Source organism: Paraburkholderia sp. BR13444 (assembly GCF_040948755.1).
GTDB classification, from domain to species: Bacteria; Pseudomonadota; Gammaproteobacteria; order Burkholderiales; family Burkholderiaceae; genus Paraburkholderia; species Paraburkholderia youngii.
This window is the reverse complement of the sequence record NZ_JBFPKM010000025.1, coordinates 54,577-79,269: the sequence shown is the minus strand read 5'-3', so window position 1 is coordinate 79,269 and position 24,693 is coordinate 54,577. Positions and strand designations below refer to the sequence as shown.

The 24,693-nt window shown below is 62.5% G+C and carries 23 protein-coding genes and 2 pseudogenes; 21 read left to right on the top strand and 4 right to left on the bottom strand.

Going from position 1 to position 24,693, the window contains the following annotated elements; all coding sequences use genetic code 11:
• Together AB3X95_RS37420 and AB3X95_RS37415 are read right to left on the bottom strand one after the other, a co-directional pair.
• Window positions 1-326 (bottom strand): annotated as a pseudogene (locus AB3X95_RS37420) (ammonium transporter); the annotation flags it as partial.
• A gap of 26 nt (window positions 327-352) precedes the next feature.
• Complete coding sequence (locus tag AB3X95_RS37415; protein ID WP_176370176.1) at window positions 353-691, bottom strand: P-II family nitrogen regulator; 339 nt, start codon at window positions 689-691, stop codon at window positions 353-355.
• A 442-nt stretch (window positions 692-1,133) separates the two neighbouring features.
• On the opposite strand from AB3X95_RS37415, the gene AB3X95_RS37410 reads away from it, so the two are divergent.
• Window positions 1,134-1,532, top strand: a complete 399-nt coding sequence (locus AB3X95_RS37410; protein WP_368623889.1) for a VOC family protein — start codon at window positions 1,134-1,136, stop codon at window positions 1,530-1,532.
• Window positions 1,533-1,611: 79 nt separating this feature from the next.
• Here AB3X95_RS37410 and AB3X95_RS37405 read toward each other — a convergent pair whose 3' ends face one another.
• Window positions 1,612-2,739: an aminotransferase class V-fold PLP-dependent enzyme gene (locus tag AB3X95_RS37405; protein WP_368623888.1), complete on the bottom strand. Its 1,128-nt coding sequence runs from the start codon at window positions 2,737-2,739 to the stop codon at window positions 1,612-1,614.
• Between the two features lie 130 nt (window positions 2,740-2,869).
• The gene (locus tag AB3X95_RS37400) at window positions 2,870-3,379 is read right to left on the bottom strand and encodes a DUF1269 domain-containing protein (protein ID WP_176111848.1); all 510 of its coding nucleotides are present in this window, start codon (window positions 3,377-3,379) and stop codon (window positions 2,870-2,872) included.
• A 236-nt stretch (window positions 3,380-3,615) separates the two neighbouring features.
• Between AB3X95_RS37400 and AB3X95_RS37395 the strand changes: the two genes are divergently transcribed.
• The 20 genes and pseudogenes from AB3X95_RS37395 to AB3X95_RS37300 all read left to right on the top strand — a co-directional run bounded on the left by AB3X95_RS37395 (window position 3,616) and on the right by AB3X95_RS37300 (window position 24,686).
• Window positions 3,616-4,278, top strand: a complete 663-nt coding sequence (locus tag AB3X95_RS37395; protein ID WP_176366752.1) for a dihydrofolate reductase family protein — start codon at window positions 3,616-3,618, stop codon at window positions 4,276-4,278.
• A 50-nt stretch (window positions 4,279-4,328) separates the two neighbouring features.
• Window positions 4,329-5,276 carry a pseudouridine-5'-phosphate glycosidase gene (locus tag AB3X95_RS37390; protein ID WP_176366753.1) on the top strand — a complete coding sequence of 316 codons (948 nt, stop codon included), beginning with the start codon at window positions 4,329-4,331 and terminating at the stop codon, window positions 5,274-5,276.
• A gap of 48 nt (window positions 5,277-5,324) precedes the next feature.
• On the top strand, window positions 5,325-8,630 hold the full coding sequence (locus AB3X95_RS37385; protein ID WP_368623887.1) for an adenylate/guanylate cyclase domain-containing protein: 3,306 nt from the start codon (window positions 5,325-5,327) through the stop codon (window positions 8,628-8,630).
• Window positions 8,631-8,725: 95 nt separating this feature from the next.
• Window positions 8,726-10,228: pseudogene (locus AB3X95_RS37380) on the top strand (aspartate aminotransferase family protein).
• A gap of 105 nt (window positions 10,229-10,333) precedes the next feature.
• Window positions 10,334-10,744, top strand: coding sequence for a BON domain-containing protein (locus AB3X95_RS37375; protein WP_184227740.1), 411 nt, complete (start codon window positions 10,334-10,336; stop codon window positions 10,742-10,744).
• A 456-nt stretch (window positions 10,745-11,200) separates the two neighbouring features.
• Entirely contained in the window at window positions 11,201-11,623 is a 423-nt protein-coding gene (locus AB3X95_RS37370) for a hypothetical protein (RefSeq protein ID WP_176366757.1), read from the top strand.
• A gap of 39 nt (window positions 11,624-11,662) precedes the next feature.
• Window positions 11,663-12,373, top strand: coding sequence for a M35 family metallo-endopeptidase (locus tag AB3X95_RS37365; protein ID WP_255215051.1), 711 nt, complete (start codon window positions 11,663-11,665; stop codon window positions 12,371-12,373).
• Window positions 12,370-12,858 carry a hypothetical protein gene (locus AB3X95_RS37360; protein ID WP_217910747.1) on the top strand — a complete coding sequence of 163 codons (489 nt, stop codon included), beginning with the start codon at window positions 12,370-12,372 and terminating at the stop codon, window positions 12,856-12,858. The genes AB3X95_RS37365 and AB3X95_RS37360 overlap by 4 nt, the downstream gene beginning before the upstream one ends.
• A gap of 83 nt (window positions 12,859-12,941) precedes the next feature.
• Window positions 12,942-13,313 (top strand): M35 family metallo-endopeptidase, encoded by a 372-nt coding sequence (locus tag AB3X95_RS37355; RefSeq protein ID WP_255215052.1) that lies wholly within the window; start codon window positions 12,942-12,944, stop codon window positions 13,311-13,313.
• Window positions 13,310-13,804 carry a hypothetical protein gene (locus tag AB3X95_RS37350; protein WP_176366758.1) on the top strand — a complete coding sequence of 165 codons (495 nt, stop codon included), beginning with the start codon at window positions 13,310-13,312 and terminating at the stop codon, window positions 13,802-13,804. Before AB3X95_RS37355 ends, AB3X95_RS37350 begins: the two co-directional genes overlap by 4 nt.
• A gap of 735 nt (window positions 13,805-14,539) precedes the next feature.
• Window positions 14,540-14,803 carry a hypothetical protein gene (locus AB3X95_RS37345; RefSeq protein WP_368623886.1) on the top strand — a complete coding sequence of 88 codons (264 nt, stop codon included), beginning with the start codon at window positions 14,540-14,542 and terminating at the stop codon, window positions 14,801-14,803.
• Window positions 14,793-15,614 carry a DeoR/GlpR family DNA-binding transcription regulator gene (locus AB3X95_RS37340; RefSeq protein ID WP_368623885.1) on the top strand — a complete coding sequence of 274 codons (822 nt, stop codon included), beginning with the start codon at window positions 14,793-14,795 and terminating at the stop codon, window positions 15,612-15,614. The genes AB3X95_RS37345 and AB3X95_RS37340 overlap by 11 nt, the downstream gene beginning before the upstream one ends.
• A 1-nt stretch (window position 15,615) precedes the next feature.
• Window positions 15,616-16,467 carry an EamA family transporter gene (locus AB3X95_RS37335; protein ID WP_176123543.1) on the top strand — a complete coding sequence of 284 codons (852 nt, stop codon included), beginning with the start codon at window positions 15,616-15,618 and terminating at the stop codon, window positions 16,465-16,467.
• A 297-nt stretch (window positions 16,468-16,764) separates the two neighbouring features.
• Entirely contained in the window at window positions 16,765-17,922 is a 1,158-nt protein-coding gene (locus tag AB3X95_RS37330; RefSeq protein WP_184227735.1) for a 2-aminoethylphosphonate--pyruvate transaminase, read from the top strand.
• An 11-nt stretch (window positions 17,923-17,933) separates the two neighbouring features.
• On the top strand, window positions 17,934-19,205 hold the full coding sequence (phnA, locus tag AB3X95_RS37325; RefSeq protein ID WP_184227734.1) for a phosphonoacetate hydrolase: 1,272 nt from the start codon (window positions 17,934-17,936) through the stop codon (window positions 19,203-19,205).
• A gap of 80 nt (window positions 19,206-19,285) precedes the next feature.
• On the top strand, window positions 19,286-20,734 hold the full coding sequence (gene phnY / locus AB3X95_RS37320) for a phosphonoacetaldehyde dehydrogenase (protein ID WP_368623884.1): 1,449 nt from the start codon (window positions 19,286-19,288) through the stop codon (window positions 20,732-20,734).
• Between the two features lie 61 nt (window positions 20,735-20,795).
• Entirely contained in the window at window positions 20,796-21,827 is a 1,032-nt protein-coding gene (locus AB3X95_RS37315; protein WP_368623883.1) for a 2-aminoethylphosphonate ABC transporter substrate-binding protein, read from the top strand.
• Window positions 21,828-21,849: 22 nt separating this feature from the next.
• Window positions 21,850-23,025: an ABC transporter ATP-binding protein gene (locus AB3X95_RS37310; RefSeq protein WP_368623882.1), complete on the top strand. Its 1,176-nt coding sequence runs from the start codon at window positions 21,850-21,852 to the stop codon at window positions 23,023-23,025.
• Window positions 23,018-23,902, top strand: coding sequence for a 2-aminoethylphosphonate ABC transporter permease subunit (locus AB3X95_RS37305; protein ID WP_368623881.1), 885 nt, complete (start codon window positions 23,018-23,020; stop codon window positions 23,900-23,902). The genes AB3X95_RS37310 and AB3X95_RS37305 overlap by 8 nt, the downstream gene beginning before the upstream one ends.
• Window positions 23,886-24,686 carry an ABC transporter permease subunit gene (locus AB3X95_RS37300; protein ID WP_176123549.1) on the top strand — a complete coding sequence of 267 codons (801 nt, stop codon included), beginning with the start codon at window positions 23,886-23,888 and terminating at the stop codon, window positions 24,684-24,686. The genes AB3X95_RS37305 and AB3X95_RS37300 overlap by 17 nt, the downstream gene beginning before the upstream one ends.
• Window positions 24,687-24,693: the final 7 nt, after the last annotated feature.

The window sequence follows — 24,693 nt, the reverse complement described above, 5'->3', positions numbered from 1 at the left end:
TGCATCAGCGTCGCGAGCACGTTCTTCTTGCGGACCATGCCGCCGTAGAACAGTGCGAGGCCCGGGATCGTCATGAACAGCACCAGCGCGGTGGAAGTCAGCATCCACGCGGTGTCGCCGGAGTTGATCTTCGACGAATCGACCGAGAACGGTGCGGTCGGCGCGGCCGGCGCCGATGCAGCGGCATCCGCCGCGGGAGCCGCGGACGCTTGCGCGACCGGCGCGGAGGCGGCCGCGGGTGCCGACGCGTCTTGCGCGAATGCGGGGCTCAGCCCGCCCGCGAGCAACGAGCCCGCCATCAACAAAGTCATCAACAGTTTGCGCATCTCTCTTTCCTCTTATCCCAGTGTCTTTATAGGGCGTCGGCGCCGGTCTCGCCGGTGCGGATCCGGATCACCTGCTCGATCGGTGTGACGAAGATCTTGCCGTCACCAATCTTTCCAGTGCGCGCCGCACGCTCGATCGCTTCGATAGCCTGATCGACGATGTCATCCGGGACGGCGACCTCAATCTTCACTTTCGGCAGGAAATCGACGACGTACTCCGCGCCCCGATACATCTCCGTATGGCCCTTCTGACGCCCAAAGCCCTTGACCTCCGTTACCGTGATTCCAGAGACGCCAAGCGATGACAAGGCTTCACGAACCTCATCAAGCTTGAATGGCTTGATGACCGCACTTATTAGTTTCAATTTGCCTCTCCGTTGATCGCCCATCCCGATGCTGGCCGCCGTTGACGGTGGCTCAGCGCGCGGGGACGTTCAAAGCAACTGTCATGCCATTCGCACGAACGGTATTGGAGCGGGAGAGTTATCGGAGGAGCCGCGCGTTGGGTTTGCGGCGATCAGATGGATGCCGTGAGAGACGGAGCGGGATTGAATGGCGGGACTGTCAGAAGGCTTCTTCGCGGTATGCGGCATGTACCCAGGCACCATGCGCGAGCGCGCTTTCCTGTTGTCCGTCCAATATGGGGCATGCGTGCACGGTTCTGTCGCTTGCTATTACAGATTCATTAATCGAAGCTTCCGGGTTGTCACTCGCAGGCGCGGCACTCGCGGACGCCTGATTGGTCGAGCGCAACTCCGCGTGCTAACGTGAACAGAGATCGCGACTCTCGAACAGGAACGCAGCAGGATGATTTCGCATGTATTCGTTGGAGTGAATGACTTTGACCGCGCGTTGAAGTTCTATTCGGCTGTCATGAGCGAGTTGGGACATCAACTGAAGTTTTGCGGGCCAGATAGACCGTGGGCTGGTTGGATGGCTGTGGGTATGCCGCGTCCGCTTTTACTTATCGGCAGGCCATATGATGGCAACCCCGCAGAACACGGGAACGGCCAGATGGTGGCATTGCTTGCGCCTGATCGTCGTTCAGTCGACAACGCATACGCTACCGCGCTGGCACATTCAGGTTCTTGCGAAGGCCCTCCCGGTTTGCGCGCGCACTATCACCCGAACTATTACGGGGCGTATTTTCGCGACCCAGAGGGAAACAAGATTTGCGTGTGTTGTCACGATCCAGAGTGCGCATAGCTATTCCGGCAGGCTCCGGAGTGCTCCCGCCGATGCGGCTGCGAAGGCGAGCCATGCGCACATGCTTCGGAAAGACGCTCTAGACAATAAGGTCCAGCGCCTTGGCGAACCTGGCGACCGAACCCTCGACGTCATGCAGTTTGTCCAGGCCGAATAATCCGACGCGGAAGGTTTTGAAGTCTTCAGGCTCGTCGCATTGAAGAGGAACGCCGGCCGCGATCTGCAAACCGGCATCGGCGAACTTCTTGCCGGATCGTATGCCGTCATCGTCCGTATAGCAGACCACGACGCCCGGAGCCTGAAAACCTTCGGCCGCCACGCTTTTGAAGCCTTTATCACTCAGCAGTGAGCGAATGCGCTTGCCGAGTTCAAGCTGCTCGGCTCTCACTTTGTCCAAGCCATATGCTTCGGTTTCCTTCATGACGTCGCGCAGCGTCGCGAGACTGTCCGTCGGCATCGTGGCGTGGTACGCGAACCCGCCGTTCTCGTAGACTTCCATGATCTGCAGCCACTTGCGAAGATCACAGGCGAAGCTGGTGCTGGTCGTCGCGTCGATTCGTTCGCGGGCGAGCGGGCTGAGCATGACCATGGCGCAGCAAGGTGACGCGCTCCATCCTTTTTGCGGTGCGCTGATCAGCACATCGATGCCACTGGCCTGCATGTCCACCCAAATCGTGCCGGAGGCAATGCAGTCGAGAACGAACATGCCGCCGACCGCATGCACGGCGTCGGACACCGCGCGCATATAGGCATCGGGCAGCATCATTCCGGATGCGGTTTCCACATGCGGCGCGAACACCAGATCCGGCTTGTGCTCCTTGATCGCGGCGACCACTTCTTCGATCGGAGCCGGTGCATAGGCGGCCTGCCTTTGTTGGCCGACCGGACGGGCCTTCAACACGATCGATTCGGACGGAATGCCGCCCATGTCGAAAATTTGCGACCAGCGGTAGCTGAACCAGCCATTGCGGATGACCAGACACTTCCTATTCGTCGCGAACTGCCGGGCGACGGCTTCCATGCCGAACGTGCCGCTGCCCGGGACGATTACGGCCGACTTCGCGTTGTAGACTTTTTTCAGGGCGCCGGAGATATCGCGTACGACGCCTTGAAAGAGCTCCGACATATGATTGATCGATCGGTCGGTGTACACGACCGAATATTCGAGGAGTCCCTCGGGGTCGACATCGGGAAGTAAACCTGGCACGTCCGCCTCCTGTAATTGACGAGTAAAAGAATCGAAAACAGATTCTAACGAAAGCAACCCGCAACGGCATCGGCCGAGACGCCTTCGTTACCCATCCGGCCGACGCCGTTGGCCTCGTCTCAGCCGCTGCTCACGGGAAGATCGGTGTGGTGGGTTCCGCGCCCTCCAGATCGGCCTTCGGTACATGCTGCGCGACCATCTGCTCGATCTCCTCTTCTCGTGATCCAGGCACGTCGGCCATGATCAGGAACTGGCCGTCGCGTATGGCGCCGCGAAAACGCTCGAGTTGTGCGTTCGGTTCGCCGACGCCGATCATCGCGGCCGTCCAGGCCCCGAAGCCGGCTCCCGCCAACGTCAATGCGACGACGGCTCCGCCCGCAATGGCGAGCTCCGCGGGAGGAAACGCCAGCGCCACGAGGCCAACGAGCGCTCCAGTCGCACCGCCGAGCGCCACGCCGCGTTCGAGCGAGTGCACGACGTCGCTGCTTTGCAGCAAAGTTGCCTCGGGTAACTCTTCGAGTGCGACGCTGTGATTCGCGAGAACATGGATATGCCGCCATGTGATGCGCGACCGCAGCAAGTCGTCTACGATCGCCTTCGCCGTCGTCGTGTCGGGTGCGAGGAAATAAAGGCGTCTCATCTCGATCCTCCATCAATCAAGCCGCCCGCCAACGGGACGATGCTGTTTATCGTACGCCTGCCGCAGGCAATACTGTGGGCGGACGATCACTGCTGTATGCCAGCTTGCAAATTCAGGAAATTCTCTTAAACACGTATGGTTAAGCATAAATCTGCTGCCCGACAATTTCGCGTAGTTCCGGCAACCATGCAGATTTACAGTCCACATTACGTTAGGCGTCCAATCGGAGGGAAACGATGACACGCGTTCGCGTTCAGGGCTTCACCATCTCGCTCGACGGATACGGTGCAGGCCCGAATCAGGACATTGACAATCCGCTCGGCGTTGGCGGGACGGAATTGCATCAGTGGCTAGTCCCAACCCGCACGTTCCAGCGGGCCTTGTTCGGCAAGGACGGCGGTACGACCGGCGTTAACGATGATTTCGCCGCCCGTGGCTTTGAGAATGTCGGGGCCTGGATTCTTGGCAGGAACATGTTCGGCCCCATTCGTGGGGAGTGGCCGGACACCAATTGGAAAGGATGGTGGGGAGACAGTCCGCCGTATCACGTCCCGGTCTTCGTCCTGACCCATCATCCGCGTGCCCCGATCGAGATGAAAGGCGGCACGACGTTCCACTTCATCACAGGGGGCATTCGCGAGGCGCTCGACCGCGCCCGCGAGGCCGCTGCCGGAATGGACGTGCGGATCGGCGGTGGGCCGCAGACAATCCGGCAGTATCTCCGCGAGGGCCTCATCGACGAACTGCACATTGCCATCGCGCCGGTCCTGCTCGGCCGGGGAGAATCGCTGTTCGAAGGGATCGACTTGCGGGCTCTGGGGTACGAATGCGTTGAATTCGTAGCGTCGGACAAAGCCACGCATGTCGTTTTAAGGCGCCGGGGACACACGGACGCCTAACCCGGTTTCGTACCGCATACTTCGGTGAATCGCCCCGCGAAAGGATCGACATGGTTGCCAACCTTGCACGCTCCTGGTTGACCTGGAGCGCGCCTGCGGCCGCTGCGCAGGCCGCCGGTCACCCGCTCGTGGCGCTGGAATCGACCATCATCGCGCATGGCATGCCCTACCCGGAGAACGTTCGCACCGCGCGCGAAGTGGAGGCGTTGATCCGTGACGCGGGCGCCGAGCCGGCGACGATCGCGCTGATTGGCGGCCGAATCCACATCGGCCTTTCGGATGACGAACTGGAAATGATCGGCCGTTCCGACCACGTGCATAAGGTCAGCCGCCGTGACCTGCCGGCGGTGCTGGCTGGCGGCGGCCTGGGCGCCACGACCGTGGCTGGCACGATGATCTGCGCGGCGTTGGCCGGCATCGAGGTCTTCGTCACCGGCGGCATTGGCGGCGTACATCGAGGCGCCCAGGACACCTTCGACATCTCGGCCGACCTGCAGGAACTGGCGAAGACCTCGGTGGCGGTGATCTGCGCCGGTGCGAAGTCCATCCTGGACATCGGCCTCACGCTGGAATACCTGGAAACCCACGGCGTGCCGGTGCTCAGTTGCGAACAGGACAATTTTGCGGCGTTCTACACGCGTGACAGCGGCTTTCGCGCGGACTTCAGGCTGGACGACGCGGCGGAGCAGGCACGCTTCATCCGCACCAAGTGGGACCTCGGCCTCGACGGCGGTGTGGTGTTGAGCACGCCAGTGCCGGAAGCGGCAGCGATGTCGGCCGAAGAGATCGACGCGCTGACTCGCCAGGCGCTCGGCGATGCCGCTGCGCAAGGAATCACCGGTAAGGCCGTCACCCCCTTCCTGCTGGCGCGCATCAAGGCGTTGACAGGCGGGCGCAGCCTGGCGACAAACATCGCGCTCGTAAAACACAATGCCGAGGTCGGCGCAAGGCTGGCGCTGGCGTTGGCACGCTCGAAGCGCGGGTCGGGCGCGGTGTAACCGCGTGCTATCTTTGACGGATTCGAAACCTTCCTGTCAGGAGGGCTCGTGGACGTCGCCGTATGGCTGCACAGCCTCGGAATGGAGCGGTATGAACCGGTGTTTCGCGAAAACGCCATCGACGCCGACGTGCTCTACAATCTCACCGCGGAAGATCTGAAAGAACTGGGTATAGCGTCGGTAGGTCATCGCCGCAAACTGCTCGCCGCGTTGACTGAATTGCGGACGCGAAGCGAACCCCGGCACGGCGCCGCGAGCCCAGCCGAGGCGAAGGGCGAACGACGGCAAGTCGCCGTCCTTTTCGCCGATCTGGCCGGCTTCACGCAGATGAGCCGTGAAGTCGACGCGGAGGAAGTACTCGCCGTGCTCGAACGCTACTTCGAGCAGGCAGACCGCACCATCGAGCAGCACGGCGGGCACGTCGACAAGCATGTCGGCGACTGCGTGATGGCCGTATTCGGCGCGCCGGTCTCGCATGGAAATGACGTCGAACGCGCCGTGCGGGCGGCACTCGCGATTAGGGACCGGATGCCCGGCCTGTCGCGCTCTATCGGCCGCCCGGTCTCCGTGCATATCGGCATAGCCGGCGGCGAAGTCGTCGCAAGCGGCACCGGCAGCGCGACTCACCGCGAATACACCGTCACCGGCGACACGGTCAACCTCGCGTCGCGTCTCACCGATGCGGCCGAGCCCGGGCAAATCCTGATATCGGAAACCGTGCGACGCCCGCTGGCTGACCGCCTCGACTGCGTCGAACGCGGCGCGTTGTCGGTCAAAGGCTTCGCGGAAGCGGTCACGGCGTGGTCTATTGCCGGCCTGCTGCGCTCACGCCCGGGCCGGCCGTTGGTCGGCCGGCATCATGAGATGCAACAGTTTCGATCCGTGCTCGATTCGTGCCGTGAGACCGGCGTCGGACGCACCGTTCTGTTGCGCGGTGAGGCCGGAATCGGCAAAACGCGGCTGGTCGAGGAATTCGAACGCGAGGCACGGGAGTCAGGATTCCTTTCTCATACGGGCCTCGTGCTCGACTTCGGTGCGTCAACCGGACGTGGCGCAATTCAGTCTCTCGTGCGCGGCATGTTGGCGCCCGACGGTTCAACTGATGGAGATGCGAATGCCGCCGGCGTCTTGCGCGCGCTCGATACCGGTTTGATCGACGCCGGCGACGCGCTCTTTCTCGAAGATCTGGTCGATGTGCCGATGGAATTCGAGGACCGGGCGGTCTACGAGGCCATGGACAACGAAATGCGCGTTCGCGGCCGGCGCAACGCCCTCACCCGGCTCGTCCAACGCGCGAGCCGCCAGCAGCCTCGAGTGCTTGTCGTCGAGGACATTCACTGGTCGGACGAATCGACGCTTCGCGACCTCGCCGGGCTGTCGGCAACCATGGCGGGATGTCCGGCCGTACTCGTGCTGACCGCGCGAACGCACGGCGATTCGAGCAAAGAGCCGTGGCGCGCGGCGATGGGCGAGCCGTATTCACTGATCGATCTGGGTCCGCTGAGCGCCAGCGACGCGTATGCGATGGCCAGATCGTTTCCCGGGGCGCAGGCCGATTTGGCGGGACGCTGCATCGCACGGGCGGCGGGCAATCCGCTGTTTCTCGAACAGTTGCTGAACGACGCGCAGGACGGTCAAGGGACAGGCGTACCCGGGTCGGTGCGAAGCCTCGTGCAGGCGCGGCTGGATCGACTCGATCCCGCCAATAAGACGGTGCTGCAGGCTGCCTCGGTGCTCGGCCAGTTGTTTGAGAAGGAGGCAGTCGATTTTCTCGTCGATGGAGAGGACGCCGGCGCCGATGCCGGCGCTGCGCTGGAGCCGCTAGTGATCGGTCTGCTGTTACGACGACAAGGTAGCGGATTCATCTTCCATCACGCACTGATTCGCGACGCCATTTATGACGGGCTGCTGAAAAGCCGGCGCCGCGAGTTGCACCGTCGCGCCGCACAGTGGTACGGCGAACGCGACCTCGTGCTGCGGGCCGAGCATCTCGATCGCGCGGGAGACCCCGGGGCAGCGCTCGCCTATTGCGACGCGGCGCGCGCGCAGGCGTCGGACTATCACCATGAAACCGCGCTGCGGCTCGTCGAACGCGGGCTCGAGCTCGCCGATCAACATAACGAGCGCGCCGCACTCGAGTGTCTGCGTGGCGACGTCCTGCACGACCTCGGCGACATGAAGTCGGCGCTCCATGCGTTCGAAACCGCCCTCGAATTCGCGACGACCGACGCGGAGCGTTGCCGCGCATGGATCGGGCGGGCGACTGTGAAGCGGATCATCGACGATCTGGACGGTGCCTGGGCCGACCTCGACCATGCCGCCGAAGCCGCCCAAGGCCTTGTGCGCGAACAGGCGCGCATTCACTTCCTGCGCGGCAATCTGTGTTTTCCTCGCGGCGATATCGACGGTTGCGTGCGTGAACACGGACGCAGCCTTGCCCTCGCGCGCGACGCGCGTGACCCCGAACAGGAGGCGGCCGCACTTGGCGGCCTCGGAGACGCAGAGTACATGCGCGGGCGGATGATCAGCGCCCACGACGCCTTTAGCCGCTGCATCGAACTCTGCCAATGCCATGGTTTCGGACGGATCGAGGTTGCCAATCTGCCGATGCGGGCCATCACCACATGGTTTACCGGCGAAGCCGCGAGCGCACTCGACGCCGCGCTCGCCAGCGTCGCCGCGGCGCAGAAGGTGGGTCATCCCCGGGCGCTTGCCGTCGCACATCACGCGGCCTGGCACTGCCTGCACGATCGCGCGGAGTGGGATCGCGCGTGGGAGCACGTCGCTCCTGCGCTACAGTGCGCGCGCGAGCTGAGATCGAGGCGCTTCGAAGGTGAAGCGCTCGCATTTAGCGCGGAAATGCATCGTGTCACCGGCCGTCAGCGCGAAGCGCGCGCCGATATCGAAGCGGCGCTGTCGATCAGCCGCGAGACCGGCATGAACTACCTGGGCGCGGCTTATCTCGGCGTGCTCGCGCGCACGACGGATGACCCCGTGGTCTTCGCACAGGCGCTCGCGGAAGGCGAAGCTTTGCTTGCGGCCGGAGCGGTGAGCCATAACCACTTTCTGTTTCGACGCGATGCGATAGATGCATGCATCGACCGCAAACGCTGGGATGCGGCCGCGCATCATGCCGCGGCCCTTGAAGACTACGCGCGCCGCGAACCATCGCCCTTTTCTGGTTTTTTCGTGGCGCGCGCAAGGGCGCTCGTCTCGTATGGAACCGGCAATCGCGATCCCGCGCTGCTGAAGGAACTGCGGCGGCTACGGCAGGAGGGCGGCGGCCTGGGTTTCCTTTATGCGCTCCAGACCATCGACGCTGCGCTCGCGGACGAGGCGGATCGAGGACGATGAGTTCACCACTGGTTTGAAAGGCATCCTTTGTTCGTCCTGTGTCTCCTGCTGGCGTTATTCTTGTTCGCTCAACATTGAACCCGACAGGTGCCGTGATGGATAAGAACGACGCGGCCGGCTTGCTCCCTATGCACGGCGTGCAGCCACGTACCGAGGAAACGCTCGATCCGGACGATTGGACTGCGCTGCGCACACTCTCGCACCGCATCGTCGACGATGCGGTCGACTACCTGAGCGACGTTCGCGACCGGCCAGTGTGGCAAAGCATGCCCGAGGATGCCAAGGCCTTCTTCGAGCAGCCGCTGCCACGCTCGGCGTCATCGGCGGAAAGCATCTATCACGAGCTTGGCGACAATTTGATGCCCTATCCACTGGGCAACATACATCCTCGCTTCTGGTCTTGGTATATGGGCGCAAGCAACTTCACCGGGGCACTGGGAGACTTCCTGGCGGCCATTCAGGGTTCCAACCTGGGTGGCGGCAATCATGCGGCGGCTTTGATGGACCAGCAGGTGGTCGACTGGTGCAAGGAGATGGTCGGCTTTCCCGCTTCGGCCAGCGGCACATTGGTCAGCGGCGGCTCAATGGCCAATATCATTGCCTTGACTGTGGCGCGCAACGCGAAGGCCGGAATCGACGTGCGGGAGCATGGTGTAGCCGCCATCGACCGGCCGTTGCGCTTTTACGGCTCGGATCAGATGCATAGCTGCCATCGTAAGGCGATGGAGTCGCTCGGCTTGGGAAACACGGCGTTGCGGCGGATTCCGACAGACGCGGCGTTGAGAATCGACGTTGCCGCTCTGCGCAATGCGATCGCAGACGACCGGGCTGCGGGGTTTCAGCCTGCGTGCGTGATCGCGACGGCAGGGACCGTCAATACCGGCGCGATCGACGATCTGATGGCGCTGGCCGATTTGGCCGCTGAAGAGGACGTCTGGCTACACGTCGACGGATGCATCGGCGCGCTGATTGCGATTGCACCCGACAATGCATATCGCGTTGCGGGCATCGCGCGCGCTGATTCGATCGCGCTCGATCCTCATAAGTGGTTGCACGCCCCGTTTGAGGTCGGCTGCGCGCTCGTTCGCGACGCCGCTGCGCATCGAGGCGCATTCGCGCTGACTCCGGAATATCTGCAACCGACACCGCGTGGAATTGCTTCGGCTCCCTGGTTATACGAGTATGGATTGTAGACGTCCAGAGGTTTCCGCGCGCTCAAAGTCTGGATGGCTCTGAAAGAGCATGGTGTCGAGAAGTTCGGCCGTCTGATCGACCAAAACATCGCGCAGGGTCGCTACCTCAGTGAGCTCATCGTCTCTGAGCAACGCCTCGAGTTGGTCGTGCCGACCAACATCAACATCGTATGCTTCAGATATCGACCAGAGAACGAGATGGAAGAGGAAGCCTTAAAGGCTCTCAACATCGAAATCATGTTGCAGCTTCAGGAGGCCGGTATCGCTGCGTTGTCCGACACAACGGTGCAAGGAGTACATTGCCTCAGGGTCGCGATATGCAATCACCGGACCCGTCGGGACGACCTGGATCTGCTGGTCAAGGAAGTCGTTCGACTCGGAGATCAGATTTTGCGTGGATCGTAGCAACTGACTTGGACTGCGTTGGTATGCTTAACGCTATGAACGGCGGAGCCGCGCCCCATCTTTCTGTCTTGAACCGCAAGGTCGACAGAACCCAACGGAGGCAGCATGAATAAAAGCAATGCGAGCAGAATAATCGGCGCAACCTTAGTCGCGACCATCGCGAGTGGCTCGGCCTATGCGAACGGGCAACCCGGTCTCAGCGCGACGACCGACGTGATTGCACAAAAGGTGGCGGCATCGGGTTCACCTCCTCGACCCAAGCCGGATACTTCGATAGTTCGCGACGTTCGCCGGGCCCTCAGGCGCGTACCCGATATGGATGATTCAAAGATTCATATCAGGGCGAGCCACGGCGTCGTTACGCTCACCGGGACGGTGCCGGAAAGCTGGCAGATCTCGCGCGCCGCCAATGCGGCGAGATCAGTGCTCGGTGTCAAGTCGGTGAGGAACAGATTGACCGTGCGAGAGAGCGACGAAGCAGCCATTGAGCAGCGTCCCGCGGCATCGGCCGGATAAGTAGGTGATGCTCGACAGATCGGACCGGATTGCACCTTTCGTGTGGGCCGGTCGCCTGCGTCTGCTGTCGCCCTACGTTGTACTCCACCCCAAACTGAATATCGAAGAGGTCTGGGTCGAAGGCCGCTCGACGCCAAGAGGCTCCCCCTAGCTTCAACTGAAACCGGAGGACGTGGCAGCGATTCTCGCTGACGCTATGGAAGGCGTGAACGCGAAGCTGGCGGCGATAGACGCCTCATGGACGCAGCACTAACCATTTCGCTTCCTGACGATAAAGGCGGCTTAATGCCGCCTTTTTTAATCCTGCACCGGCAGGAATATGCAATAGAAATCGAGATATCCGAAACAATCGTAAACAGTTGTCAAAACGGGCTTATCCCGAATTAAAGCGATTGACCGTGATCCGTTTCGATGATTAATTCGCGAGGTATCGCCTGAAAACTCTTGCGGAGTGCAATGGAGCGACTTAAACAGCAAAGCAGTGGAACGGATTGGACAGTCGAGGAAGAATGCGATCTTTGCCGTATCACCTATTCGATCTACTCAAACTTCCCGCCAATGCCGCACGCACCGGCCCTGAACGCCGAAACCGGCGAGTCCTTTCCGTTTGACCGGGTTCGTGAGCTGAAATCCGGCTACGCGATGGCCGAAGCGCTGGGTTACGCATGGGCGTGCAACTGTCGCGGGCGTGCCCCCAAACGGTTCAATGAGCAGTTCGAGCTAAGAGACTCCACCGGCAAGCGACAGGCGGGGGTGCGTTACAGGATTCGCGTCGGTTCGAGGGTCATCGCGAAAGGTGTCACCGATTTCCAAGGGCGTACCCAGCGTGTTTCGACAGATAACGCAAAACAGGTTTCCATCGAAGTTGCCGGGCAATAGGGGTGGAAAGCAGGTGAGTCTTCCATCACTGGTGAACACATGATGAATGAATTTTTGAAAAAGAATAGCCAATATTTCAAGACCGACGAGAATGAAGAATGGACCGAGGTCGGCACAGCCATTACCAATACAACTCCTGGGTCAATATCCAATGTCGTGATCAATACGACCCGTATCTGCCCCAACATGAGTAATAACGAGTTTAGAAAAGAGGTCATGCGGGCGCGCGATGCTGGTGCATCCTTAATCAAGGAGCGCATTGCTGCAGTAGCACGCTGGGACGCCAAAGAGCAAGACCGTGCCAAAATTTATTTCGCCCGCGCGGACGAAGAAATCCGAAGCACTCTGGCTGCTGGCCTGCCGCGCTTACTCGCCGCGATGCAAGAACTCGTGCCAGACAAAATTGTGCGATGGGATAGCGAACTGAACAGGAGTCTTACATGTTCACCCAAACCGGACCACGGTGACAACGCGGCTGCTGTTTGCAAGCCCGACTCGCAGAACCGCGTTATTGCCATATATTCGAAGTTTTGTAGCTTCAAATTTGGCGCATTGTGGCGAGAATGTAAGATCAAAACGCTAATCCACGAATGTACTCACTTTACCGACACTTTTGACTCCCTTGACCGCGTGTATGCTGACACTGAAGCTGGTCTCAAGACATATGCGGAGAATCATCCCGACGAAGCGATCCGCAACGCGGACAACATCACCGGTTATATCGCAACATTCGACAGGGAAGTGACATGAGTACTATGCCAGATTTCAGCCGCCGTATTGCTGCCGTGTCCATCATATCCATGTGTCTTTATGGATCAGCTAGTGCATGCTCGATCTCAAAGGTAGCGGGACTCCAGTTACCATTCAGCACCACGGATCTTTCAAATGCAAATAGGCTGACCATTGCAGACGCAGTGATTACAGCAAGGCAATGGCCTGAAGTGCAAATTCAGGCAGTTGTAATTGCCGGTGCCTATATTAGCGAAGGCAATTTGGAACAGCTAAAAAAAGATCGTGCCGAGAACGTGAAAGCGTATTTGAAACAACTTGGTATCAGGAGTGAAAATATCATAATCGAGCCCAAGACTTTTACGGATCAAATGGTAGCAAAGCGCCCGGACGGCACATTGGACATTGAGCAGATCGTCGTGGAACTAACCCCGATCTGTAGCGGCGGCTGTGAACGACTATGCGACGATCCGCACGTAGTGCCGACGAGCAAGGCTATCAGATAGAAATTCGCCCCGCTTAGGCGGGGGCTTTTACCTTGGGCACTTCGGCGTTGCAGATCGCGCGTCGTGTCACGCAACGACCGAACATGTCACTGATTTCCAGGGGCGTTGTGCGATTTGACAGCGAAACAAACAGGAAGCTGTCCTGTGCAGTCAGGCCAGATACGGGAGACAATCAGGCCGTAGTCTGCAAACCTGATTCGGAAAAGCGTGTCATCGCTGTCTATTCCAAATTTTGCAGCAGTCCATTTGGTCAGTTGTGGAGCACCTGTAAGATAAAAACAATAATTCACGAATGCACTCACTTCACCGACACTTTTAATTCAGAAGACTGGGTGTACACCGATAAGGCATCGGGCGCACGGATATTCGCCGAAAATCATCCGGATCAGGCTATCCGAAACGCAGACAACATAACCGGCTATATCGCAACATTTGACGGAGTAAATCTCACATGAGTAGAAGGCTGAATTACAGGGCTGGCGCCGTGGCCGCACTGCTCGCCATCTCGCTCTGCTTTTTTGGATCAGTTCGTGCATGCACGATAGGAGAGAACGTAGCGCTTGAATTGCCCTTCAACGCTACCGCGCTTTCGACGGCGGATCGACGTGCGATTGCGGGAGCCGTAGGTGAGGCAAAGAAGTGGCCCAATGTGCAGATTCAGGCGATTGTTATGGCTGGCGCGTATATTGGTGAGCGCAATCTGGAAGAGTTGCAAGACCGCCGTGGTCAGGTTGTGAAAGCGTATTTGAGGAAGCTTGGCATCAGGAGCGAGTACATCATGATCGATCCCACAACTCTTACTGAGGGATATGTTGTGAAGCGCCGCGACGGTAGCCCGACTGTTCGCCAGATCGAAATCGAGTTGACTCCGATCTGTAAAGGTAGCTGCGCGTGGATGTGCGACGATCCCCGAGTCACGCCCCGTAGCAGAGTGATCAACCCGTAAGAACCCGAACAGGCTCCCGCTTCGGCGGGGCTCCGCAAAGTCGTGAGTCTTGCAGGCAAGCGGCACCACCATGACTGGGCATAGGCCACGTCCGCGCGTAGTGCCGCGAGTGAGTATGGAAATCGCGCACGCGCTTCGTCATGCGAACGTGCGCCACCCAACGGGAGATATCCGGCGAAGCAGTCTTTCTCGCCGACGAGCAGCCCGTCGAACTGCCCATGCTGTCGCGATAGACGATCACCTCTGGAGCCGGCCCGTCCATCACCGCGAGTGCCGCCGCCACGACGCTCTCAGCCGCGTTGGTCACGCTGCGGCAACCGGGCGTGTGCAGGTGCTGAATGACCGGCACACCCGAGAAGAAGCACACCAGCGCGAAGCCACATGGCTTGGGATTTCCGTGCACATCGGGCGACCTCGCATTTTGCAAGTGTGTGGCAATGTGTGGAAAATGCTGTGGCCATGGACTGCAACAAAAAAACAAAAAACAACATGAACCGGAAGTTGCCGGAAGGTTTGCTGAGAGCGCGGACAGGTGAAAATTCGCCGCAAATCCTTGGGGTAATGGGCTTTGACGCATGTCCGGAATCCGCGAGACACCTACCCACCTCGCCTTTTTCGAGCGGAGGCCGCGGGCATTGAACCGCAATAAAAATCGCGAACGGCGAGGAAACATGTGTTATTTTGTGGCATTGTGACGGCCGAAACCCGACACGCCGTAGCGCGCTGGTGCGCGCGATGAACGCCGACGAGATCGACGTGCTGGTCACCGATGCGCCGCTCGACGCGCACTATGCCCAGATCTTCGCCGCGGCACGCGTAGAGGTGCGCTATCCGGGCAGCACGGACGCGCCGATGACCGCTGCCCTCGCAGAAGAGACGGAAGGGCCGGGCGAGGCAGCGCATCGATGGCCCCTGCGCCGTCTGCCCGACGCAACTTGCCAGCCAACCAGCGACGCCACCGCCGACGATGCGCACGGAGAGCCACACCATGCTCGATAACCGCTCAGCGGGGCCCGTGCCCGCTTCATTGAACCCGAACCGCCGACTCGCGATCGAGCGCATCGACTACATCGTGCAAAGCCTCGAGGCGAGCGGCTCGGTCAGCGTCGCAAACCTGTCGGCGACGCTCGGCGTGTCGCGCGAAACGATCCGCCGCGACCTGAAGATTCTCGCGGAACAGGGCCGCGCGAATCTCGTGCACGGCGGCGCGGCGAAGCGGCCCGTCGCCGAACCGTCGCTGGCAAGCCGCGAGGCGGTCAACGCGCTGGGCAAGGCGGCCATTGGTGCCGCGGCCGCACGACTCGTCGCGGATGGCATGGTCGTGCTGATCGACTCAGGCTCGACTACGCTGGGCCTCGCCGAGGCGCTGCAGCATCATCGCGACCTGACCGTTATCACCAACAGCCTGCCGATCGCGCTGATGCTGTGCCGCGCGCCCGGGGTGAAGGTCGTCGTGCTCGGCGGCGACATCGACCCGAACGACGAAGCCGCTATCGGCGTCGAGACGATGACCGCGCTCAGCCATTTCCGCGCCGATCTCGTGTTTGTCGGCGTGGGCGGCATCTCGCCCGAAGGCGAATTCACCGACTACTCGCGACTCGCCGCCGAGCAACGTCATCTGATGATGAAGTCGGGCAAGAAGGTTTACGTGCTCGCGGACCACAGCAAGTTTGAACAGCAGACCCCCGTGCTGATCGCGCCTGTGCCGCATATCGCCGGACTGATCGTCGACGCCGAGCCGCCCGCGGGCATCGTCCGCGCCTGCGCCGAACAGCGCTGGGAAGTCATCATCGCCAATCGCCACAGCTAGCATGACGATGACGCTTCCCGTGTTTTTCGCCGTGCTGTCGGCCGCGCTTTTGCATGCGGGCTGGAACGCGGTGATCAAGGTGCGCCTCGATCCTTTTCTGGCGATGACCCTGCTGTGCATCGCCTGCGGTCTGATCGCCCTGCCGTCGCTCCCGTTCACCGGATTCGCTCGGCCTGCTGCGTGGCCCTGGGTGGCGGGATCGGTGGCCCTTCATTTCGGTTACTACGTGTGTCTGAGCGAGGCATACCGTCGTGCCGACATGAGCCAGATCTACCCGATCGCGCGCGGCTCCGCGCCGCTGATCACCGCGCTCGTCTCAGTCACGATCTTGCACGAGACGATGAGCGCGGGAGCCATCGCGGGAGTCGTGCTGCTCGGCAGCGGCGTGTTGCTGCTGTCGCTGCGCGGCCGCCATCACTCCGCATCTGAAAACCGTGTCGCGCTCGGCTTCGCGCTGCTCACGGCGGTGACGATCGCGGGCTACACGGTCGTCGACGGCGTAGGCGCACGCGTCGCCGGCAATCCGAACTCCTACGCGGCGACGCTATTCGTGTTCGATGTATTACCGATGCTGACGCTTTGCCTGTATCGCTACGGGCCGGCCGGCATGGCGCCGATGCGGCGTTTCCTGCTGCCGGGGTTCGCGGGCGGCGCGATGTCGCTCGCGGCGTACTGGATCGTGATCTGGGCGATGACCGTCGCTCCGATCGCCCTCGTTGCGGCAGTGCGCGAGACGAGCGTGGTGTTCGCCGGCATCATCGCCGTGTATGTGCTCAAGGAGCCGTTCAGCCGCGTGCGAACCGCGGCCGCTACGTTGACGTTGGCTGGCCTCGCGCTGATGCGGCTGTTCTGATTCCGAGCGTGGGTTTCGGCGCTGACGGCAGGCCACTGGCCTTCTGACCGGTGCCGCAACCGGCCGCGCGATGCACTGATCAACCCCGGTCACCCCCTCCGGCCTCCCGATGCGGGTTTGTCCCGAGCGGAGGCCGCTTTCCCATATCCATCACGGACTTCGCCAACTTCCAGGCGGCGTTTCGCGGGTCCGACTGGAATGTGGCATTTTTTGGCATCTTGACTGTTTTTGTTGCAGCTCCTAGAGTGGGTCTCACGCCCCTGCGCAGTACCCAAATCGACCCACCAGGAGACATCGATGACCGGTTCCACGTATGCATCGCCGGCTTGTTCCGAAACTGGCGATCCGCTGTTGCTGACCCCCGGACCACTGACCACGTCACGCACCGTCAAGGCCGCGATGGTTCACGACTGGGGCTCGCGCGACGCCAACTTCATCGAGATCAATCGCTCGGTGCTCGCGCGCCTTGCCGCGATCGCCAATGGCGCGCGCGACTGGGTGACGGTGCCGATGCAGGGTTCAGGCACCTTCGCCGTCGAGGCGATGCTCACCACCTTCGTGCCGCCCGGCGGCGAGGTGCTGGTGCTGATCAACGGCGCGTATGGCAAGCGCGCGAAGCGCATCCTCGAAATCGCCGGCCGCAAAGCCGTCGTGCACGAAACGGCCGAGGACACGCCGCCCGATCTCGCCGAGATCGACAAGGTGCTGGCCGCCTCGCCGTCGATCACGCATGTGTTCGCGGTCCACTGCGAGACCACCGCGGGCATTCTCAATCCGATTGCGCAGATCGGCGCGCTCGCGGCCCGCTACGGCAAGGGCTATCTGGTCGATTCGATGAGCGCGTTCGGCGCGTTGCCGCTCGACGTGCAGACGATGCATATCGATGCGGTCGCCGCGTCGTCGAACAAGTGCATCGAGGGCGTGCCCGGTCTCGGCTTCGTGATCTGCCGACGTGAAGCGCTCTCCCGCACGCAGGGCAACGCGACCACGCTCGTGCTCGATCTGCACGAGCAGTGGACCAACCTCGAAAAGACCAGCCAGTACCGCTTCACGCCGCCCACGCACGTGATCGTCGCGTTCCATCAAGCGCTGGAGGAATTCGATGCCGAAGGCGGCGTCGCGGGGCGCGGCGCGCGTTATCGCAACAACTGCCGGATTCTCGTCGAGGGCATGCGCGCGCTCGGCTTCAAGCCACTGCTGGCTGAAGCGCTGCAGGCTCCGATCATCGTGACCTTCCATATGCCCGAGGACCCGCGCTTCGAATTCCAGCGCTTCTACGACAGCCTGAAGGCGCGCGGCTATGTGATCTATCCGGGCAAGCTGACCGTCGCGGACTCGTTTCGCATCGGCTGCATCGGCCGGCTCGGCGAGCGCGAGATGCGCGCGGCGCTCGGTGCGATCAGTGAGGTGCTCGATGAAATGGGTATGAACGCGCCAGTCGCGAAAACGGCATGAAGGGGGACATCATGAGTACGCTGCAAGACACCGTGCTGAGCATCAATGGCCGCGACTATCGCTTTCCGGCGGAGCCGGTCGTCGTGATCTGCCTCGACGGTTCGGAGCCCGCCTATATAGAAGAAGCCGCGAAGGCCGGGCACGCGCCGCATCTCGCGAAGCTGCTGCGCACGGGCACGAGCCGCATCGCCCAATGCGTGATTCCGAGCTTCACCAATCCGAACAATCTGTCGATCGTGACGGGCCGTCCGCCGAAGGTGCACGGCATCGCGGGCAACTACTTCTACGACCGCGCGAGCGGCGAAGAAGTGATGATGAACGACGCCCGCTTCCTGCGCGCGCCGACGATCTTCGCCACGTTCCACGACGCCGGCGCGAAAGTCGCCGTCGTCACCGCGAAGGACAAGCTGCGCACGCTGCTCGGCAAGGGGCTCGACTTCACGAGCGGCCGCGCAATCGCCTTTTCGGCTGAAAAGGCCAACGAGGCTACCCGCGCCCAGAACGGCCTCGGCGACGTGCTCGCCTACGTCGGCAAGCCGCTGCCGGATGTGTATTCGGCCGACCTGTCCGAGTTCGTGTTCGCGGCAGGCGTCAAGCTGCTCGACACGTTCCGGCCCGACCTGATGTACCTGTCGACGACCGACTACGTGCAGCACAAGGCGGCGCCGGGCTCGCCCAAGGCCAACGAGTTCTACGCGATGTTCGACCGCTACGTCGGCGCACTCGATGCGGCAGGCTGCGTGCTGGCGATCACCGCCGATCACGGCATGAACGGCAAGCATCGCGCGGATGGCGCGCCCGACGTGCTGTACCTGCAAGACCTGTTCGACGAATGGACCGGCAAAGGCCGCTCGCGCGTGATCCTGCCCATCACCGATCCGTACGTCGCGCATCACGGGGCGCTCGGCTCTTTCGCCACCGTCTATCTGCCCGAGGGGCTCGCAGCGGCTGAAGCAGCGGCGCTGCTCGAACGGCTGCGCCAGACCGAAGGCATCCAGCTCGCGCTGACAAGCGCCGAGGCCTGCGAACGCTTCGAGCTGCCGCCCGACCGTATCGGCGACGTCGTCGTGGTCGGCACACGCGCCAAGGTATTCGGCACCAGCGCCGCGCGTCACGACCTGTCGGGACTGACCGAGCCGTTGCGTTCGCATGGCGGGCTAACGGAGGAGAACGTGCCGCTGATCGTCAACCGCAAGACCGACTGGCCGGCGGACCGCGCGCTGCGCAACTTCGACATCTTCGATGTCGCGCTGAACCACGTATCGCAGTCCGCCGCGGCATAACGCGTCGATCACAACAACCCGCGCGTCCCGCATCTCGCGGCGGCCTGCGGGCTCCACCGGATCATTGAACGAGGTATTCGATGAACGTCATGACCAAACCCGCCTTCAGGCAGGAATCGATGCGCATCGCCGGCCAGCACACGAGCACCGACGAGCTGATCGAAGTCTTCAACCCGTACACGAACGAGGTCGTCGGCACCGTGCCCGCGGGTCGTCCCGAACACGTGCAACAGGCGTTCGCAAAAGCGCACGCATTCAAGCCGCGGCTCACGCGCTTCGAGCGTCAGCGCATCCTGCAGCGCACGGCCGAGATCCTGAGCGAGCGCAAGGAAGACTTCGCGCGCCTGATCACCGCGGAGTCGGGGCTGTGCTGGAAAGATGGGCTTTACGAGGCGAGCCGCGCCTACGACGTGTGGTCGTTCGCGGCGCAGCTCACGATCAAGGACGACGGCGAGGTCTATTCCTGCGATATCAGCCCGAACGGCAAGAACCGCAAGATTTTCACGACGCGGCTGCCGCTGCTCGGCGTGATTTCGGCGATCACGCCTTTCAATCATCCGCTGAACATGGTGAGCCACAAGCTGGCGCCCGCGATCGCGACCAACAACCGCGTGGTGCTGAAGCCCACCGAGCTCACGCCGCTCACCGCGCTCGCGCTTGCCGACGTGCTCTATGAAGCGGGCCTGCCGCCCGAGATGCTGAGTGTCGTCACCGGCAATCCGCGCACGATGGGCGATGCGATGATCACCGATCCGCACTGTGATCTCGTCACGTTCACAGGCTCCGTGCGGGTCGGCAAATATATCGCGCAGCACGCCGGTTATCGCCGCACGGTGCTGGAACTCGGCGGCAACGATCCGCTGATCGTGATGGAGGACGCCGATCTCGACAAGGCCGCGCAGCTCGCGGTAACCGGTGCGACGAAAAATTCGGGGCAGCGCTGCACGGCGGTCAAGCGGATTCTCGTGGTGCAAAGCGTGGCCGACGCGTTCGTCGAGCGCGTGCTCGTGCATGCGAAAAAGCTCAAGTGCGGCGATCCGATGGACCCGTCCATCGACGTGGGCACCGTCATCAACGAGGCCTCCGCGCAACTGTTCGAGCGACGCGTGGCAGACGCGCAGGCCCACGGTGCCCGGGTGCTTTATGGCGCGCCGCGCGAGGGTGCGCTGTTCCATCCGACCGTCGTTGATCACGTGCCGTACGACTGTGAGCTCGTGCGCGAAGAGACTTTCGGCCCGGTGATTCCGATCATCCGCGTGCCCGATGCGATCGAGGAAGTGATCCGGGTTTCGAACTCGACCGCGTATGGCCTTTCGTCGGGCGTCTGCACGAACCGGCTCGACTACATCACGCGCTTCGTCAGGGAGCTGGAAGTCGGCACCGTGAACGTCTGGGAGGTGCCCGGCTATCGCACGGAGATGTCGCCGTTCGGCGGCATCAAGGATTCAGGCAATGGTTACAAGGAGGGCATGGTCGAGGCAATGAAGAGCTACTCGAATGTGCGGACCTGGTCGATGCCCTGGGAGTGACCGGCCGCGCGACCAAGTGAAATGCTGACCTCATCCGAACTCAACGCAAGGAAGGATGGATATGAAAACTCGTCTGATGGCTCTCGCCGCCTGCGCGCTCGCCATGGCAACGCCCCCCATTTACGCACAGTCCGACGTCGTGACCATCTATGCCGCGGATGGTTTGCACGACGGTTCGCCGAGCTGGTTCGGCAATCAGTTCGAAGCCTTCACGAAGGCGACCGGCATCAAGGTGCAGTACATCGAGGCCGGCTCGAGCGGCGTGGTGGACCGGCTGAGCAAGGAGAAGTCGAACACCCAGGCGGACGTGCTCGTGACGCTGCCGCCCTTCATGCAGAAAGCCGCGGCTGACGGCCTGTTGCAGTCCTATTCGCCGGCGGGCGCCGACAAGATCGAGACGCGCGACAAGGACCCGAAAGGCCTGTACTACGCGATGGTCGGCAACTACCCGAGCTTCATCTACAACTCGGCGGTGCTGAAGAGCCCGCCCAAGACCTACGCAGACCTGCTCGCGCCGCAGTTCAAGCAGAAGATCCAGTACTCGACGCCGGGCCAGGCCGGCGACGGCACCGCGCTGATGCTGCAGACCTTCCACGCGTTCGGTGGCAAGCCGGCCGGCTTCGACTATTTGCGCAAGCTGCAGACCAACAACCTCGGGCCTTCCGCATCGACCGGCAAGCTCACGGCGCTCGTCAACAAAGGCGAGCTCTTCGTGGCCAACGGCGATATGCAGATGAACCTCGCGCAGATGCACGACAACCCGAACGTCGCGATGTTCTTCCCGGCCGGTCCCGACGGCCGCCGCACGACCTTTGCGTTGCCCTACTACGTCGGCCTCGTGGCGAACGCGCCGCATGCCGGCAACGGCAAAAAGCTGATCGATTTCCTGTTGAGCGCGCCGGCGCAGCAGGAGGTCAGCAAGGTCGCGTACGGCTTCCCGGTGCGCACGGATGTGCATCCGTCGGACAGCAACTTCCAGACGTTGAACGCGTTGCTGAAGGGCGTCGACATTTGGCAACCCGATTGGAACCAGGTGCTCCAGGAGCTGCGTCCCGACGTGGCCGCCTACAACCAGGCGATTTCCATCGACTAACCCAGCTACCGACGAGCGACTAATGGCAAACACCATGACCATGGAACGGGGGCCGCAGCGGCGCGCCTCCGCTGCGCCGACCGTCATCGCGCACGGAGCGAGCGGTATCGGTTTCGAAGGCGTGTCGGTGGCTTACGGCAGCCAGACCATTCTGGAGTCTCTGACGCTGACCGTGAAGCCCGGCGAGATCGTCGCGCTGATCGGCCCGTCCGGCTCCGGCAAGACGACCGCATTGCGCGCCGTCGCCGGCTTCGTGCAGCCGAGCGCCGGGCGCATCACCATCGGCGATCGCGACGTGACCCGGCTGCCGCCGTACGCACGCAACATCGGTATGGTGGTGCAGAACTACGCGCTGTTTCCGCATATGCGCGTCGAGGACAACGTCGCCTTCGGGCTGCGTGCCCGCGGCGCGGATGCCGAGGTGATTCGCGAACGGGTGCCCGAGTGCCTCGGGCTCGTCGGCATGGCGAAGTATGCGAAGCGCTATCCGCGCGAGCTGTCGGGCGGCCAGCAGCAGCGCGTGGCGATCGCCCGCGCGCTCGCGATCCGTCCGCAGGTGCTGCTGCTCGACGAACCGCTGTCGGCGCTCGACGCGCAGATCCGCCGCTCGATGCTCGACGAACTCGCGAAGCTGCACCGCACGCTGCCGTCGCTCACGGTGCTATACGTGACGCACGATCAGACCGAAGCGCTGACACTCGCGAACCACATCGGCATCATGCGCGACGGCCACCTGGTCGCTTACGGCGACGCGCAAGGGCTCTATCGTCATCCGCCGAACCGCTTCGCCGCCGAGTTCCTCGGCCGCGCGAACGTGCTGCCGGCGCAGCAGCTCGAACCGATGGCCGACGGGCGTGCTCGCGTGCGCTTTCATGGCCAGCTGCTCGAAGGCTGCAACCATCACGGACTCGCGGCCGGCGCCGCCTGCTTCGTGTGCGTGCGGCCGCATCATCTGCAGTTCGTTGCGGGTGGCAGCACGCCAGGCGCCGATGGGCAACGCATGAACCAGATGACGGGGACCGTCGTCAGCGTGCAGTGGCTCGGCGAAATGCACAGCATCGTGCTCGACGTCGAAGGCGAGCTGCTGCGGCTCACCTGCGCGCCGCTCGCGGAGCCGCCGGAGCCGGGCGCGGCGCTCAGCGTACGTTTCGATCCCGCGGATGTCACGCTCGTACCGGAGGCTGAACGTCATGGCTGATATCGTCATCGCGCCGCCGGCCCCCGCGCGAGCGCCCGGCGCGGGGCCAGGCGGCCTGTGGATCGCGCCGCCGCTCGCGGTGCTCGCCGCGCTGTTCTTCTACCCGTTCGGGCTGATCGTCGTGCAGGCGTTGGGCGGCGACCAGCACGCGCTGTCGTTCGCGAACTTCGAGCACGTGCTGCGCTCACGCCAGTTCCTGAGCGGGCTTTATCACACGATCGCGATCGCGGTATCGGCCTCGGCGGGATGCCTCGTGCTCGGCTTCGTGTTCTCGCTCGTGATCGCGTTCGTGCCGTTCCCGGGCGCGCGTTTCGTGGGCCGGCTCATCGATACGTTCATCGCGCTGCCCACCTTCCTCGTCGCGCTCGCGTTCACGTTCGTGTACGGCTCGGCCGGACTGCTGAACCAGTCGCTGATGCAGATGTTCCATCTGCCGCTGCCGCCGCTCAACTTCCTGTACACGCAATGGGGTGTCGTGCTGTCGGAGATCACGGTCTATACGCCGTTCATCATGCGTCCGCTGCTCGCGTGCTTCTCGCAGATCGACAGTGCGCAGATCGAGATGGCGGGCAGCCTCGGCGCGCGGCCGCTGCGCATCATCCGGCAGATCATCCTGCCCGCCGCGTTGCCGGCGCTGCTGGCGGGCGGCAGCCTGTGTCTGCTGTTGACCGTCAACGAGTTCGGCATCGTGCTTTTCATCGGCGCGAAAGACGTGATCACGTTGCCGCTGCTGATCTACGACAAAGCGATCCAGGAATTCGACTACACCACCGCGTGTGTGATCGCCGTCGTCAATATCGCGCTGTCGCTCGGGCTTTATGCCTGCTACCGGGGCGTCGTGTCACTTTGCGGAGGTCGCCGTGCTGCTCTGGGCTAAATGGGGTAAATGGCTGACGTGGGGCGGCACGGCGTTGCTGTTCTGCGCGGTCTACGGGCTGCCGGTCGCGATGATCGCGCTCGCCAGCATCAGCGGACAGTGGAACGGCATCCTGCCGAGCCACCTGACACTCGAACACTACGCGCGGGTGCTGCATACCGATTCGGCGAGCCAGCTTCGCGTGAGCGTACTGACCGGCGTGGTTGCGAGCGTCGCGGCGCTCGTCAGCGGCACATGGGCCGCGCTCGCGCTGCGCCGCATCAAAGGCCTGCCGCGCCGCGTGCTCGACGTGATCTTCTTCGTGCCGAGCGCGGTGCCGTCGGTTTCGATCGGGCTCGGGTTGCTGGTCGCGTTCAGCCGGCCGCCGGTGTTGCTCAACGGCACGGCGACGATCGTCTTCATCGCGCACTTCCTGCTGATCTCGGCGTTCACCTACGGCAACGTGGCGGCCGGGCTTGCGCGGGTCGCGCCCGAATACGGCGAGGTGGCCCAGAGTCTCGGCGCCCGGCCGCTTTACCAGCTCTCGCGCGTGACGCTGCCGCTCGTCGCGCCGTACCTGCTCGCATCGTTCAGCCTGAGCTTCGCGCTGTCGATGGGCGAGCTCGGTGCGACGCTGATGATCTATCCGCCGGGCTGGGTCACACTGCCGGTGGGCATCTTCGCGCTGTCGGACCGTGGTGCGATCTTCGACGCCGCGACGCTCACGATGATCCTCGGTATCGGCACGCTCGCGGTGTTGATGGGGCTCTCGCGCATCTCGAACCGTGCAATGGTGCGTGGATGACGGTGTC

Bases quoted from the DNA above. Each gene is read 5' to 3' on its own strand.
- AB3X95_RS37370 (WP_176366757.1), top strand. From the start codon at position 11,201: ATGGAGCGACTTAAACAGCAAAGCAGTGGAACGGATTGGACAGTCGAG.
- AB3X95_RS37410 (WP_368623889.1), top strand. From the start codon at position 1,134: ATGATTTCGCATGTATTCGTTGGAGTGAATGACTTTGACCGCGCGTTG.
- AB3X95_RS37375 (WP_184227740.1), top strand. From the start codon at position 10,334: ATGAATAAAAGCAATGCGAGCAGAATAATCGGCGCAACCTTAGTCGCG.
- AB3X95_RS37355 (WP_255215052.1), top strand. From the start codon at position 12,942: ATGTCACTGATTTCCAGGGGCGTTGTGCGATTTGACAGCGAAACAAAC.
- AB3X95_RS37395 (WP_176366752.1), top strand. From the start codon at position 3,616: ATGACACGCGTTCGCGTTCAGGGCTTCACCATCTCGCTCGACGGATAC.
- AB3X95_RS37390 (WP_176366753.1), top strand. From the start codon at position 4,329: ATGGTTGCCAACCTTGCACGCTCCTGGTTGACCTGGAGCGCGCCTGCG.
- AB3X95_RS37340 (WP_368623885.1), top strand. From the start codon at position 14,793: ATGCTCGATAACCGCTCAGCGGGGCCCGTGCCCGCTTCATTGAACCCG.
- AB3X95_RS37360 (WP_217910747.1), top strand. From the start codon at position 12,370: ATGAGTACTATGCCAGATTTCAGCCGCCGTATTGCTGCCGTGTCCATC.
- AB3X95_RS37350 (WP_176366758.1), top strand. From the start codon at position 13,310: ATGAGTAGAAGGCTGAATTACAGGGCTGGCGCCGTGGCCGCACTGCTC.
- AB3X95_RS37335 (WP_176123543.1), top strand. From the start codon at position 15,616: ATGACGATGACGCTTCCCGTGTTTTTCGCCGTGCTGTCGGCCGCGCTT.
- phnA (WP_184227734.1), top strand. From the start codon at position 17,934: ATGAGTACGCTGCAAGACACCGTGCTGAGCATCAATGGCCGCGACTAT.
- AB3X95_RS37400 (WP_176111848.1), bottom strand. From the start codon at position 3,379: ATGAGACGCCTTTATTTCCTCGCACCCGACACGACGACGGCGAAGGCG.
- AB3X95_RS37365 (WP_255215051.1), top strand. From the start codon at position 11,663: ATGATGAATGAATTTTTGAAAAAGAATAGCCAATATTTCAAGACCGAC.
- AB3X95_RS37310 (WP_368623882.1), top strand. From the start codon at position 21,850: ATGGCAAACACCATGACCATGGAACGGGGGCCGCAGCGGCGCGCCTCC.
- AB3X95_RS37345 (WP_368623886.1), top strand. From the start codon at position 14,540: ATGAACGCCGACGAGATCGACGTGCTGGTCACCGATGCGCCGCTCGAC.
- AB3X95_RS37315 (WP_368623883.1), top strand. From the start codon at position 20,796: ATGAAAACTCGTCTGATGGCTCTCGCCGCCTGCGCGCTCGCCATGGCA.
- AB3X95_RS37330 (WP_184227735.1), top strand. From the start codon at position 16,765: ATGACCGGTTCCACGTATGCATCGCCGGCTTGTTCCGAAACTGGCGAT.
- phnY (WP_368623884.1), top strand. From the start codon at position 19,286: ATGAACGTCATGACCAAACCCGCCTTCAGGCAGGAATCGATGCGCATC.
- AB3X95_RS37305 (WP_368623881.1), top strand. From the start codon at position 23,018: ATGGCTGATATCGTCATCGCGCCGCCGGCCCCCGCGCGAGCGCCCGGC.